The sequence below is a fragment of the Rhizobium sp. CFBP 8762 genome (assembly GCF_014841565.1).
Classification (GTDB): Bacteria; Pseudomonadota; Alphaproteobacteria; order Rhizobiales; family Rhizobiaceae; genus CFBP-8762.
Genome location: NZ_JACYUD010000002.1, coordinates 405,115 through 418,662 on the forward strand (window position 1 = coordinate 405,115; position 13,548 = coordinate 418,662).

At 60.2% G+C, this 13,548-nt stretch carries 14 protein-coding genes; 1 reads left to right on the plus strand and 13 read right to left on the minus strand.

The annotated features are described in order from the left end of the window. Positions 1-9 precede the first annotated feature (9 nt). The 4 genes from pcaG to pcaD are packed head-to-tail and all read right to left on the minus strand — an operon-like array spanning position 10 to position 2,549. Positions 10-636, minus strand: a complete 627-nt coding sequence (gene pcaG / locus IFT84_RS07035) for a protocatechuate 3,4-dioxygenase subunit alpha (protein ID WP_192117943.1) — start codon at positions 634-636, stop codon at positions 10-12. Continuing rightward, the gene (gene pcaH, locus IFT84_RS07040; RefSeq protein ID WP_192117944.1) at positions 636-1,358 is read right to left on the minus strand and encodes a protocatechuate 3,4-dioxygenase subunit beta; all 723 of its coding nucleotides are present in this window, start codon (positions 1,356-1,358) and stop codon (positions 636-638) included. The genes pcaG and pcaH overlap by 1 nt, the downstream gene beginning before the upstream one ends. Beyond that, a complete protein-coding gene (gene pcaC / locus IFT84_RS07045) occupies positions 1,355-1,762 on the minus strand; it encodes a 4-carboxymuconolactone decarboxylase (RefSeq protein ID WP_192117945.1) in 408 nt (135 codons plus the stop codon). Before pcaC ends, pcaH begins: the two co-directional genes overlap by 4 nt. Continuing rightward, on the minus strand, positions 1,755-2,549 hold the full coding sequence (gene pcaD / locus IFT84_RS07050) for a 3-oxoadipate enol-lactonase (RefSeq protein WP_192117946.1): 795 nt from the start codon (positions 2,547-2,549) through the stop codon (positions 1,755-1,757). The genes pcaC and pcaD overlap by 8 nt, the downstream gene beginning before the upstream one ends. Positions 2,550-2,658: 109 nt before the next feature. Here pcaD and pcaQ point away from each other — a divergent pair, with 109 nt between their 5' ends. Beyond that, positions 2,659-3,600: a pca operon transcription factor PcaQ gene (gene pcaQ, locus IFT84_RS07055; RefSeq protein ID WP_192117947.1), complete on the plus strand. Its 942-nt coding sequence runs from the start codon at positions 2,659-2,661 to the stop codon at positions 3,598-3,600. 2 nt (positions 3,601-3,602) lie between these two features. Here pcaQ and eutC read toward each other — a convergent pair whose 3' ends face one another. The 9 genes from eutC to IFT84_RS07100 are packed head-to-tail and all read right to left on the minus strand — an operon-like array spanning position 3,603 to position 13,497. Then, positions 3,603-4,358 carry an ethanolamine ammonia-lyase subunit EutC gene (eutC, locus tag IFT84_RS07060; protein WP_192117948.1) on the minus strand — a complete coding sequence of 252 codons (756 nt, stop codon included), beginning with the start codon at positions 4,356-4,358 and terminating at the stop codon, positions 3,603-3,605. Between the two features lies 1 nt (position 4,359). After that, positions 4,360-5,751 (minus strand): ethanolamine ammonia-lyase subunit EutB, encoded by a 1,392-nt coding sequence (locus tag IFT84_RS07065; protein ID WP_192117949.1) that lies wholly within the window; start codon positions 5,749-5,751, stop codon positions 4,360-4,362. A gap of 11 nt (positions 5,752-5,762) precedes the next feature. Next, a complete protein-coding gene (gene hisN, locus IFT84_RS07070) occupies positions 5,763-6,551 on the minus strand; it encodes a histidinol-phosphatase (RefSeq protein ID WP_192117950.1) in 789 nt (262 codons plus the stop codon). Further along, positions 6,551-7,486, minus strand: coding sequence for a phosphotransferase (locus tag IFT84_RS07075; RefSeq protein ID WP_192117951.1), 936 nt, complete (start codon positions 7,484-7,486; stop codon positions 6,551-6,553). The genes hisN and IFT84_RS07075 overlap by 1 nt, the downstream gene beginning before the upstream one ends. Before the next feature lie 12 nt (positions 7,487-7,498). Further along, positions 7,499-8,458 carry a phosphotransferase gene (locus IFT84_RS07080; protein ID WP_192117952.1) on the minus strand — a complete coding sequence of 320 codons (960 nt, stop codon included), beginning with the start codon at positions 8,456-8,458 and terminating at the stop codon, positions 7,499-7,501. After that, a complete protein-coding gene (locus IFT84_RS07085; RefSeq protein ID WP_192117953.1) occupies positions 8,455-9,732 on the minus strand; it encodes a Zn-dependent hydrolase in 1,278 nt (425 codons plus the stop codon). The genes IFT84_RS07080 and IFT84_RS07085 overlap by 4 nt, the downstream gene beginning before the upstream one ends. Positions 9,733-9,761: 29 nt before the next feature. After that, positions 9,762-11,600, minus strand: a complete 1,839-nt coding sequence (locus IFT84_RS07090; protein ID WP_192117954.1) for an ABC transporter ATP-binding protein — start codon at positions 11,598-11,600, stop codon at positions 9,762-9,764. Beyond that, entirely contained in the window at positions 11,600-12,517 is a 918-nt protein-coding gene (locus IFT84_RS07095; RefSeq protein ID WP_192117955.1) for an ABC transporter permease, read from the minus strand. The genes IFT84_RS07090 and IFT84_RS07095 overlap by 1 nt, the downstream gene beginning before the upstream one ends. Further along, positions 12,517-13,497: an ABC transporter permease gene (locus IFT84_RS07100; protein WP_192117956.1), complete on the minus strand. Its 981-nt coding sequence runs from the start codon at positions 13,495-13,497 to the stop codon at positions 12,517-12,519. The genes IFT84_RS07095 and IFT84_RS07100 overlap by 1 nt, the downstream gene beginning before the upstream one ends. Positions 13,498-13,548: the final 51 nt, after the last annotated feature.

Below are 13,548 nucleotides of genomic sequence, written 5' to 3' on the forward strand. Positions count from 1 at the left end.
ATTGACGTCTCACATATCGAGAAAAACAGTTTCACCTTCGCCTTGCAGGCGAATATCGAAAAAAAACACCGGCAGGCCGTCCCGCTCGGAACGAGTTGCGATCAGGGTTTTGCGGCGCTCTGGCTCCGGTATGCGCAACAGCAGCGGGTCAGCCGCGTTTGCCGCGTCTTCATCGCCGAAATAGGCACGGGTCTGCAGGCCCAGATTGATGCCGCGCGCAACGATCCAGAGCGTGATGTGCGGGGCTTGCATCCGACCATCGGGATAGGGAACACGCCCGGGACGGATCGTCTCGAACCGGAATGACCCATCCTGATCGCTGACCGGCTGGCGTGCCCAGCCTGCAAAACTGGGGTCCGCCTTGCCACGGGTTTCGGAGGGCGAATTGTAGAGACCGTCCGCATCGGCCTGCCAGATTTCCACCAGCGCGTCGCGCACCGGCGTGCCCGCACCATCTGTAATGCGCCCTTCCAGAATAATCGGCTCGCCTCTGGTTTCCGGGCCGACGATCGCGAGGCCAAGGTCCTTGTCCCAGACCCCTGTGATGTCCACCCAGTTCGGATTAAGCCCGATGTGAACATACGGACCTGCCGTTTGCGATGGCGATTCCTTGAGATAGTGGAGCTGCTGAACCATCAGTTGCCCTCCCTTTTGTTCTCGAACATCGTGGAACGTCGCCCGCGCAGCACGATGTCGAATTTATAGGCCAGACTGTCCATCGGGATTGTCGCATGGCGATCCAGAGCGGCGATGAGTTGCCCGACTGCCGCCGGATCGGCAATTGTCAACACAATGGGACATTGCCAGATCATCGGGTCGCCCTCGAAATACATCTGGGTGATGAGCCGCTGCGCAAAGGCATGGCCGAACACGGAGAAATGGATGTGGGCCGGTCGCCAATCGTTGACGCCATTGGGCCAAGGATACGCGCCGGGCTTGACAGTGCGAAACTCGTAGCGCCCGTCCGCATCGGTGATGCAGCGTCCACAACCGCCGAAATTCGGATCTATGGCGGCCACATACCCCTCTTTCTTGTGGCGATAGCGCCCACCGGCATTGGCCTGCCAGAATTCAACCAGGGTATTGGGAACGGGCCGTCCAGCTTCGTCCAGCACGCGGCCATAGACGAGAATGCGCTGGCCGATAGCCTCCTCGCCGTTCTTGGCGTAGTTGCGGATCAGGTCGTTGTCGAGGGGCCCGAGAATATCATGGCCGAACACCGGCCCAGTCTCTTCCGACAGGGTGGTGGGCAGCGATAGCAGCGCGTTGCGCGGCGACCGCAGAATGGACGTCTTGTAACTTGGTGTCAGTGCGGGCGGATGCCACGTGCGGTCTCGCTGGAAGAAAGAGCCGCTCATGGTGTCCCCTCCTTGGCTTCACGTAGCTGCCGGAATGTCGCCTTGGCAATCTTGATGGCATGGTTGGCCGCAGGCACGCCGGCATAGACCGCCACATGCATCAGCGCTTCGGCGATATCGTCCTCTGTCGCGCCGGTGTTGCGGGTGGCGCGCACATGCATGGCCACCTCATCATCCTGGCCCAGCGCAGCCAGCAGCGCGATGGTGACGATGGACCGTTCGCGCTTGGTAAAATGCGGGCGCGACCAGAGCGAACCCCATGCTGTCTCGGTGATGAACTGCTGGAAACCCGCATCAAACGGTGTCATATCGGCGGTTGCGCGGTCCACATGGGCATTGCCCAGAACCGAGCGGCGCACGGCCATTCCGGTCTCGTACCGTTCAGACTTAGGGGCTTCAACCATGATAAACGTCCTTCATATGCGCCCGGATCAAGCCGGCGACAGTCTGTGGCTGCTCCAGAAAGGGAATGTGTGCGGCCTGCGCGATGACGTCAAAGCGAGCGCCGGGAATCCGTTTGGCGGTATCCTCTACCAAAGCAGGCGTTGTCGCCGCGTCCTCTGCGCCGCACAGAACAAGGGTGGGAACCCGGATGTGCTTAACGGCCTCGCGCAGGTCTGCATCCCGCAACGCGGCGCAGGTTGCGACATAACCGGTAGCCGGGGTGCGTGCCAGCATGTTGCGCCACCCATGGAACGCTGCGGGAGACCGCCCGGCAAACCCTTGAGAAAACCAGCGGCTGGCAATGGCATCGGCCATAGCCGGTAGCCCGACGTCCTCAATCGCCGTGATCCGTTCTGACCAACTGGCGTCTGTTCCAATTTTTGCAGCTGTGTCCAGCAGCACCAGCCCCCTTACGCGCTGAGGCGCCGTCACCGATACCGCCTGCGAAATCAGCCCGCCGACAGAGACACCGATCAGCGCAGCGTCCTGCCAATCCTCTGCATCCATCAGCGCCAGCACATCATCAGCCAGAGTGGACAGAGCATAGGGCGTGTCTCCCACATCCGAGAGGCCATGGCCGCGCTTGTCGTAGCACAGCAGTTCAAAATCCGGCGCAAGATGCTGGCAAACCTCATCCCATATGCGCAGATCCGAGCCAAGCGAATTGGCAAGCACCAGACGCGGCGCACCCTGCCGCCCGCTGATGCGGTAGTGAATGGATGTTCCGTGAACGGACACAAACGGCATACGCGTATCACTCCTCCCAGACCCCAACTGCGCCTATCAACAGTTATATCCCTTGTTTAGTGATGTAAAATGATGTTTCATACGGCTCTCATAACCAGAGGGTTATATTGTGCTCCATCCCGCCATTCGCTTGCGCCATCTTGTGACGTTCGTAGAAGTGGCGCGCACGCAAAGCGTCGGGCGCGCCGCTGTCAACCTGTCCGTGACCCAGCCCGCCGTGTCCAAAACCATGCGGGAGCTGGAAATCATTCTGGACGTCGCTCTGTTTGACCGCACCAAGCGTGGTACGGCGCTGACGCAAGTCGGCGAGATTTTTCTCCGCCACGCGGAGGCCGGTTTGGAGGCGTTCCGTCGCGGGGTGGAAGAACTTGGTGCGGCATCTTCGCCCGGTGCAAGGCCCATCCGCATCGGTGCCCTGCCAACCGTATCGGCGCGGCTGCTGCCCGCAGCCGTTAAAGGCTATATGGCCCATGGATTGAGTGCCAGCCCACGTATCGTCACAGGGCCGAATGCCTATCTCATGCGCGAGTTGCGGGAAGGCGCGCTGGATCTGGTGGTGGGACGGATGGGCCAGCCAGCAGAAATGGTCGATCTGGCGTTCGAGCATCTTTACTCGGAGCGGATCGTTCTGGTGGGCCGCACCGGCCATCCCCTGCTGCAATCCGCGAGCTTCGATCCGCAAGCGCTGCGCCGTGTGGATATGCTGCTGCCCCCGCCGGGGTCGGTCATTCGCGCGACGGTGGATCGGCTGTTTCTGTCTGAGGGCTTGCCCTATCCGCGCGCCGTGGTCGAGACGGTATCGCTGGCTTTCGGGCGTGCCTATGTGCGTGAAACCGATGCGGTCTGGATTATCTCGGAGGGCGTGGTGCTGAGCGATATTGCCGATGGCACGATGAAGGCCCTGCCGGTGGACACGTCCGATACACTGGGTCCGGTTGGCATTACCATGACCGCCAGCGCGCCGGTAGCAGCAACGGTGGACGTGTTTTTGCGCGAAATCCGCCGTGCCGCGCTGCCGATCCGGCAAAAGGTTTTGTCTGCCAATACGTGATATCAGCGCAGCGCCGCAACTGCATCCTTCAGACCGACGCCGCTGATCCCGGTTTGCCGGATAGCTGTAACCAGAGCAACGATTGAATCCAGTGCCTGAGGGATGGCAAGCCCACCCTCGCGCACATTGGAGATGCAATTCCGGCTGGAATCCGGGGTGCCCGCCTTCGGCTGATGCGTGATATAAACACCAATGCTGTCGGAAGCGGAAAGACCCGGGCGCTCACCGATCAGCATCACGACAATGCGTGCCCTCAAAGCCTCGCCGACCGGATCGGACAGGGCGACACGCGCCTGTCTTGCAACGATGACAGGACTGAGTGCCATATGAAGCGACGCAAACCGGCTCATAAGTCCTGCCGCCAGCGGTATCGCGTTTAACTCCACGGCCGTTGACGACAACCCGTCGGCGATAACAATCGCCACATCGTAACCAGTACCCAAGGCGGTCAATCGCTCGGCAGACGCGTGCGATAACAGACGTCCAAGGTCGGGACGCCGGATATAGGTGCTGCGGTCCTGCGCCTGACTGTCCACAATCACTGTCTCGCAGCCATGACCGCCGAGACCTTTCGCCAGACGGTCGGTATCGACAGTGGACCAGACTGCCTGACGGGCTCGCGCATGGTCTAGCAGGAACGCCTGCGATGCGCGCGTGGGCATCCCTGCGCCAAAGCGACCGAGCGCAACCCGCGCATCGGTCATCTGCGTCAGGTCGATGCCGGGGTTTTGCCGGGGTGTCGCGATGGAATCCGCCATGTCAGGCTCCCACTGTTTGCGTGTGCGCGAGATAGTGCGTGAGCTTTGGCGGTGCGCCGACCAGCGCACCGGCTCCATTTGTCAAGCCGATTTCCTGCAGCCAGCGCTCGAACTCCGGTGCCGGAGGGCGCTTCAGCGTTTCCCGGCAATAGACGGCATCGTGATGGGCGAGCGACTGATAGTTCAGCATGATATCGTCAGCACCCGGCACGGTAATGACGAAATTGACGTTGGCGGCGCACAGCAGCGTCAAAAGCGCATCCATGTCCTCCTGATCGGCATCGGCGTGGTTGGTGTAGCAGACATCCACACCCATCGGCAGGCCGAGCAGCTTGCCGCAGAAGTGATCCTCCAGCCCGGCCCGGATAATCTGCTTGCCGTTGAAAAGGTATTCCGGACCGATAAACCCGACAACCGTGTTGACCAGCAGAGGATCGAATGCCCGCGCCACGGCATAGGCACGGGTTTCCATGGTTTGCTGGTCAACGCCGAAGTGCGCATTGGCAGACAGCGCCGCACCCTGCCCGGTTTCAAAATACATGATGTTGCCGTCTGCCGGTGCGCGACGAAGTGACCGTCCGGCATCATGAGCCTCTTTCAGCATGGCAAGGTCGATACCAAAACCCTGATTGGCCTTCTGCGAACCCGCCACCGACTGAAACACCAGATCGACCGGCGCACCCGCCTCCATAGCGCGGATGGCGGTGGTCACATGGCCAAGGCAGCAGGTTTGCGTGGGGATCGCAAGGCGCTCGCGCAACTCGTCCAGCAGAGACACGATCCGCACATAGTCTTCCACACTGTCGGTCGCCGGGTTAACGCCGATCACGGCATCGCCCGACCCCATCAGCAGACCATCAATGGCAGACGCGGCAATTCCTCGGCTGTCATCGGTCGGGTGGTTGGGCTGGTTGCGGGTGGACAGTCGCCCGGTAAGACCAATGGTGCTGCGAAAACGGGTTACCACTTCCCGTTTGGCCGCCACCGCAATCAGATCCTGCAGCCGCATGATTTTGGAAACCGCTGCGACCATCTCCGGGGTTACGCCAAAGGTGATGGCTTCCAGCGCCCTCTGGCCCGTTTCCGGTTTCAGCAGCCACTCCCGAAACTCGCCGACCGTCAGCGAGGCAATGGGTGCGAAGGCTGCCGCATCGTGCTGATCGGCGATCAACCTCGAAACATCATCGTCATCCGAGGAAATAACCTCTTCGTTCAGAAATGTCCGCAGCGGCAGATCGGCAAGCGCCATCTGCGCTGCCAGACGCTCCACCGGACCGTGCGCCGCAACACCGGCAAGCTGGTCGCCAGAGCGTTCCGGCGTGGCCTTGGCCAGCAAGTCTTTCAGATCGGCAAAGGTAAACACCGTCTGTTCAATCGTCATCCTGTAGGGCATGGGAGCAGAAACTACCGGTTTATGAGGGCAAGCGCTTCGTCATGAAGCTTGGGCGAGGCGGATGCCAGCACCCGACCCTGCGCGTGGATCGTCAGTTGGTTTCCCTCCCAATCGGTGATGCAGCCTCCCGCGCCGCGAACCACCGGTACCAGTGCCATATAATCATAGGGTTGCAGGCCGGTTTCAAGCACAATATCGACATGGCCGGAAGCCAGCAGCCCATAGAGATAACAATCGCCGCCAAACCGGCGTAATCGAGCGCTTCTCGAAAGACGCTCGAATTTCGCAGCCTCGTCACCGGTAAACATATCGGGAGAGGTGGTGTAGAAGCGGGCATCCTTAAGCATTTCGCAAGCGCTGGTGTGCACCTGCTGGCGCTGAAACAGGCACATGCCGGGTGCGCCCGTCCATCGCTCGCCGGTGGCGGGAATGTCGATCAGGCCGCAAAATGGCACGTCATCGCGCACCAGTGAAATCAACGTTCCGAACAGCGGAAAGCCGGTGATAAAGCTTTTGGTGCCATCAATGGGATCAATTACCCAGGTGAAGCGGTTGCCGGGTTTTGCACCCATTTCTTCACCGAGAATGCCGTGCTCGGGAAAGCGCGCCTCGATCATGGCGCGCAGCGTTGCTTCAATCGTGCGGTCGGCAATGGTCACGGGGCTTTCATCAAGCTTGGAGATGATGTCCAGAGGCGTGCGAAAATAAGACAGCGCGAGCGGCCTGACCGCCTCTGCCAGTTCTTCCGCAAAGGCCAGATAAGGGGCGGCCTCGCTGGTGCCGATACGCGTATTGTCCATTACAGTGCTTTCAGGAAAAGTGGCCAACGGGGATCGTTGATGATGTCGCGGGCGCGCATATGCTTCCAGATGCCGTATTTGTAGAAATCGAAATCCAGCGTGGAAATTCGGTTCTGCACCATCGCCCAGGTGCTCCACTTAATATCGGCCAAGGCCTTCAACACAGTAAAGCGCGCATGATAGGCGAAGGTGTAGACGCCGAAATATTCTTCGATGACCTCCCGGTCGATCTCTTCGGAAAAGAACATTTCACCGCTCCAGATGGCCAGATCGTAGAGCCGCTCATTGTTGGAAGCATATTCAAAATCAATCAGCTTGACCGATTTGTCGTCTCCGATGAGAAAATTGCCAGGCATGGGATCATTGAAGCAGGGAACCAGATCAAGGCCCGAGGCTTCCAGTGCCGCCCGTGCCTGCCGGTATTGGTCACGCAGCCAGACATGGTCCAGCGGCCAGTATCCGTTGAGTTCGCTAACTTGCGCAAAATGCTCCTCGATCATGTCGAAAACGGTTTTCGTGAGCGGCAAGGGCGGGGCGGAATGAAACTCCCGGTAGGTCGCGACCGCATTGCCGCGAATGTGCGGATCGGCAAAATCCCGGTGGGTCGAAGGGCGGCGGTCGCAGATGAACTCCGCAATTTCTATGTCGAGATGGTCGAGATAATCGAAGGTTCGTGGACCGATGCCGATGGATTCCGCCTGCTTGCTGGCCGCTGCCGCCGATTTGCGGTCGATGAACATTTCCGTTCCGCGTCCGGGAATTTTCAGGAAATAGCCGACCGGATCATTTTCGACCTCGATGCGGAAATTGGTGTTGCTGATACCGCCCAGCACCGGTTTGTAGCGCAAACGGCGCGCTTTCCACGCTTCAACCTGAACAATTGCGGCTTCGACTGCGCGCTCGGCGTCAGATGCCGCCATGCCGATATCCTTCATGATGCCATCCTCTCACACCGACCGGACATAGTCTTCAAAACCGGGATGCCCCAATAGCATGCGGCAGCGCAGAAACCGCCAACCGGCATATTTCAGAAACTCAATGCCGACGGCTTGCGAGCGCGCTTCCATCAGAAGGCTGCGCAGTGCCCAGTAGAAGTCATCGGCAGCGGCATACAGGCGGCACCGCGCAAACTTTGCGCGGCTGACTGAACCGTCATGCAATTCCAGAAGCGGCTGCATCTGCGTCTCGAACTGGTAGAGTTCGTTCATCTGCACACCGAGCTGATAATAAGGGTCCATATCGCCCGCCATATCGAAGTCCACCAACTGCATGGCACCATCCGGCCCAAGCATGACATTGGAGGAATGGGGATCACCGTGGGCCGGGCGCTGGTCGATCCCGGCGGCCTCAAGCGCTGCCCGCAGGGTATTCATCCAGTTCGCCATCCAGTCGGCATCGGCGGGAAGATGGCTTGAGCCGCGCAGCTTCATCCAGAGCCTGTCGATGCCGTCAAACACCGACCAAGGCCTGCCCAATGGCGCGCCGGACGCTATCGCCTTCTGCATGGCCACAAGCCTGGTTGCGGTACTCTCATGCATGAGATCGTCGATGCGCGCGGCCTTCCAGCCTTCACCCAGATATTGCGACAACACGGCGCGCTCCGCAGGCGCGCGGGCTATGGGTTGCGGCGAAAAACCGAGATCGAACCATCGCGACTGCGCCTCATATGCCACATCGTCATCGACCAGTTCTGCGGTTTCCTCACCGGATAGTTTCAGAAACAGCGTCGGCGTGCCGCCCCCTTCCGAAACCGTGTAAGTTGTCGACTCCACAGCGTGGTAAGAGGGCGAGGCAACCGGAGGCAAGGCCAGCTCGAAGCCGAGCGGCGCGGATACATCCGACGCAAAACGGGCAAGCGCGCGCTCCAGCCTGCCTTCCACAGCCATCGCCGCTGGACCGGTTGTCATGCAACCCCCTCCAACCCCTCGCAAGCAAGGCGATAGAGCATGTCGGCCACCACCTGCGTTCCAAACGCCTGATCTTGCGGCGTCGTCAGCTCTGTGGGGTGGTGAATGACCCCATCCTGACTGCGCACCGCAAGCACCACAGCCGGGCAGACAGACGACAGGGCCACGGCATCATGTCCGCCGATCGTGTCCAGATGGCGCGCGGTTTCGCCGAAGCCTTGAGCCGTGTTTTCAGCCAGCGCAATCAGCCCCGGTGCGAAGCTGCCCGCCTTGCGGCGGTCGATGGAGCGGACCTCAAATCCGACGCCTGCGCGCGTCGCCGCCTGCTCGATGCTGATTTTCATCTTGCGCTCGGCCTCGGCCAGAATATCGGGTGAACCGGACCGAAGCTCGATGAACAGAACCGCTTCTGCCGGTACGATATTGGGAGAATTCGGGTAGACCTCCAAACGGCCAACCGAGGTGTGCAGGTCCAGCCCGTGATCGGCCACCATGGCGCGCAGATCGGCCATCAAATAGGCGGCTGCGAGAAGCGCATCCTTACGCTCGGCCATCGGCGTCGGTCCGGTGTGGGCCTGACGGCCCAGAAAGGCGAGACGATATTTGGTGGCACCCCAGAAGCGCGTGAAGATACCAAAGGTTTCGCCGGCATTGAACAGCGTTGCAGCGCCCTCAATGTGCAACTCGATCAAGGCTGCGGGAATATCGACCGTATCCGTTCCCGCATAGCCGATAGCCTGAAGCGCGGTGCGCACGCAAACGCCGTCGCCATCGATGCGGTCCAGCGCCCATTCCAGCTCTGCTGCGCCGGTAAAGACGCTGCTGCCGAGGAGGCTCGGCTGAAACCGCGCGCCCTCCTCGTTGGTCCAGTTGGCAACCTGAAAGTTACACGCAGACAGACGGTTTTCCGCCGCCAGTTTTTCCCGAACGGCCAGAATGGCTTCACAGGCCGACACAACCCCCAGTGCACCATCGAACCGGCCACCATTGGGCTGGCTGTCCACATGTGAACCGACCATCACCACCGGAGCATTGGGACCGGCAAGTGACAGTGCGCCGAACTGGTTGCCAATGGCATCGACAGATTGCTCGAAACCATGTTCCGCAAACCAGCGCCCCAGCCAGTCCCGCGCACGGCCATCTTCTGCCGTCAGCGTCTGGCGGTTCATCGATCCATCAGGCTTGCCGCCATAGGACGACAGCGTTTCCATCATGGTTTGCAGCCGTTCGGGGTTGATCGGTGCTTTGGCGTTTGTGACGGTCGGATGTGGCATAGGACGATCTCTGTTATGGGAATGAGGCTTCATGCAATCACACGCTGCCTGTCCTGCGCCGCTGTTGCCAACGGCGGCACGACCAGATGGCAGGCAGCGAAATTCTGGTCTCCGCGCACGGTCAGGCTCGGATTGATGGTTGCACATGGCGCAAAGGCGTGCGGACAGCGTGAGCGAAAGCTGCATCCGGCGGGGATGTCAATGGGGCTCGGTGGCTCCCCTTCCAGAAGACAATCCTCTGGTTGGTATCGGCGCTCTTCCAGCGTCGGCATCGCGCTGAGCAGCGCCTTGGTGTAGGGGTGGCCGGGGTCGAAAAACAGCCGGTCGTTTTCGGCCAGTTCAAACACCTCGCCGAGATACATCACCGCCACCCGGTTGCACACCTTCCGTACCATCGCCAGATCGTGCGAAATGAAGATGTAGGTGAGGTTGTATTCCTTTTGCAGTTTCTGAAACAGGTCGAGAAGCTTGAACTGTTCGGCCTGATCGAGCGCCGAGAGCGTTTCGTCCATAATGAGGATTTCCGGCTCCAGAACCAGTGCGCGCGCCACGTTGATGCGTTGACGCTGCCCGGCGCTCAGGCCTAATGGCAACTCCTCATACAAAGCTTGGGCCAGTCCCACCTCGTTCATGACCTTCAGAACCCGTTCCCGGATCTTTGCCTTGTCGCGCCAGCCATGGGTGCGCAACGGTTCTTCCAGCATATGGCCGACGGAGGTGCGTGGCGGCAGGGAGCCAAACGGATCCTGCAACACCATCTGCAAGGTTCTGCGAAATCCCATAAGGTCCTTGCCGTGAAGCTTGGCAATATCGGCACCGTTACAGCGCACCTCACCGGAACTCGGGCGCTCCAGACGGCTGAGCAAGCGCATGAGTGTGGATTTGCCACATCCGGATTCACCCACGATGGCGAAGCTGTCACCCCGGCGCACATCAAATGTAACGTTGCGCACCGCACGCACCTCGTTCACACCGCCAAAGCCGCTTTTGCGGCGCACCTTGTAGATTTGCGACGCGTCCCGCAGGCTGACGACAACCTCACGATCATCACTGAGGCGGGGAACTTCGGCCTTCTCACTCCAAATTTTTGGCGTTTGAGCCACAAGTTCCTGTGTATAGGGGTAGTTCGGTCGGGAAATCAGCGCTTCGGTGGACTGCTCCTCCACTATGCGCCCGTCTTCCATAACGAGGATGCGCGAACAGGCTTCCCGCGCCACCGGCAGTGACGAGGACACAAACAGCACTGCTGTGCTGAAGTCTGCCGTCAACTCCTTCATCAACCGGATAACCTGCGCCGCCACCGTCACGTCCAGCGGCTGAGTTACGTTATCGGCCACCAGAAGGGCCGGGTTCGTGACAAGCGCATCGACAATCAGCGCACGCTGCATCATCCCGCCGCTAAACTGCGAGGGGTAATCATTGAAACGGCTGCGGGCAGAGGGAATGCGCACGGCCTCCAGCAGTGAAATCACCCGTTTTTCGGCCTCCGCACGCGCAAGCCCCGGCACAACCGCCCGCAGCTTCTCCACAATTTGCGACCCGACTGTGAGGGTGGGATCAAGCGCGCCCATCGGATTGGAGCCGACATAGGCCACGCGGCGGCGCAGCGTGCGCATTTCACCCTCGGCGATGGTCAGAATATCCTGCCCTTCAAACAAAACCTGTCCAGACTGGACGTGAAGCGGCGCTTCCAGCCAGTTCACGACCGCTTTTGACAGCACGGTCTTGCCCGCGCCGCTGGCGCCCACCACGCCGACAATCTCTTGGGGCTCCAGCGTTAGCGAAATACCATCCAGTATTCGGCGCGCCTGCGGGGTGCGGCCTACGGTCACGACGAGGTTTTTCAGTTCAAGCAGCGGCACGGCCATTATTCAGAGCCTCCGTGAATGGTGTTGCGCGCACGTTCAAGCGAGGCGCCCATAAGGTTGATGCTGGTCAGCGTCAGGCCCAGAAAAATTCCAGGCATAGTGGCGATCCACCAGGCATTGAGCAGATATTTGCGTCCGTCTGCGATGATGTTGCCGAAGGTCGGCGTCGGCGGTTGCACGCCAAGACCCAGAAAACCCAGCGTGGATTCAAAGATCATCATGCGAGCCACATCCAGAACCGAGGTGAACAAGACCGGCGGCAACAGGAGCGGCACCAGCAAGGTGAGGATGATGCGCAGGTCCGTGGAGCCGCCAAGCTTGGATGCGCGCACATATTCGCGCTGGCGCTCGGTCATGACGATACTGCGCATGATACGGGCGTAAACCGGCCAGTTGGACAGGCCGAGGACCAGAATGATAGCGGGAATCGTGGGCCGTGATACCCCAAGAACGGCGATGGCCAGAATGATCATCGGGATCGATAACTGCGCATCGGTCAGCCGCATGATGATGGAGTCCGTGCGACCGCCGAAATAACCGGCAATGGTGCCGAGCGTACAGCCGATAATCAACATGACGACGACGGACGCCACCCCGATCAGAAACGAATAACGCAGCCCGACAAGCGAGCGCACGAGCATGTCGCGCCCGATCTGGTCCGTACCGAGCGGATGGGCAAGGCTCCAGTTTTCGCCAATAAACAACGGTGGCAGCAGGCGCGCACGGACGTTCATCTTGGTGGGATCGATCCCGCTGATTTCCGGGTAGAGCGCCGCCGCCAGAACCAGCAGCACGAAGATGGCAAGGCCGATGCGAAAGCCGGGCATGGACGCCGCCTTATCGAACACGCGGCGGGGAATGGACCGCGTGAGCGACGGCGCGATGCGTGACGGGCTGGTCTCGACGATAACGGACATCAGTATTCCAATCGTGGATCGATGGTGGTTGCGGCGAGATCGACAATGATGTTGATCAGAACGAAGATGGCACTGGTGACGATGGCGATACCCTGAATCAGCGGGAAATCGCGCTGCAAGACGGCGTTGATGGTCAACAGGCCAAGGCCGGGATAATCGAAGATGTATTCCACGATGATCACCCCGCCGAGCAGGCTGGAGAACTGCACGCCCAAGAGATTGAGAAGCGGCACGGACGCGTTGCGCAGGACATGCCCGCCGATAATGCGCCGTTGACTAAGCCCGCGAACCCGGCCCACCGCTACGTAGGGCTCCATCATCTGTGCGGACACGGAACTGACGAGCGTGCGGATCAACACCGGCGACAGTTCCACCGCTAACACGATGGCCGGGAGAATGGTATAGGCAAAGCCCTGATAGCCGATGGCTGGCAGCCAGCCGAGCTTGACGGACAAGAGCAGCGCCAGCACGATGCCGAGCCAGAAATTGGGCAAGGAGATGAAGATGGACGAGATGTAGAATGCAACCTTGTCCGGCCACCGCCCCGGAGACAGGCCCCCGGCGATACCGACAATGGCAGAGAAGACCAGCGCAATGGCAAGCGTCACCGCCGCCAGTTGCAGCGTCATGGGCAGCGCCTCGAAAATGAGGCTGAACACCTCGGCCCGTTCGCCCCGTGTGGTATCGTTGAACGTGGCACCACCGGTGGCAGCACCATTGGCCGGGCGCACGAAGGACTGGCCGAGATCACCCTGTACAACGCCGGTCATGTACCGGCCGAACTGCACCAGAATAGGGTCGCGCAGGCCCATATCCTTGGCGATCTTCTCAATCAGCGCTTCCGGTGCCATTCCACCCGCCATCAGGCGCACCGGGTCCCCCGGAACTACGCGCAACAGCGTGAAGATGAGCAAGGACACGAGAAAGATGATGATGACACCCTGAAACAGGCGTCGCATCAGAAAGTTCAGAGCGAACATCAGCCGGTTCTCCGTTCCGAATTCCCCCGATCTGCCAGTTCCAGACCGGGG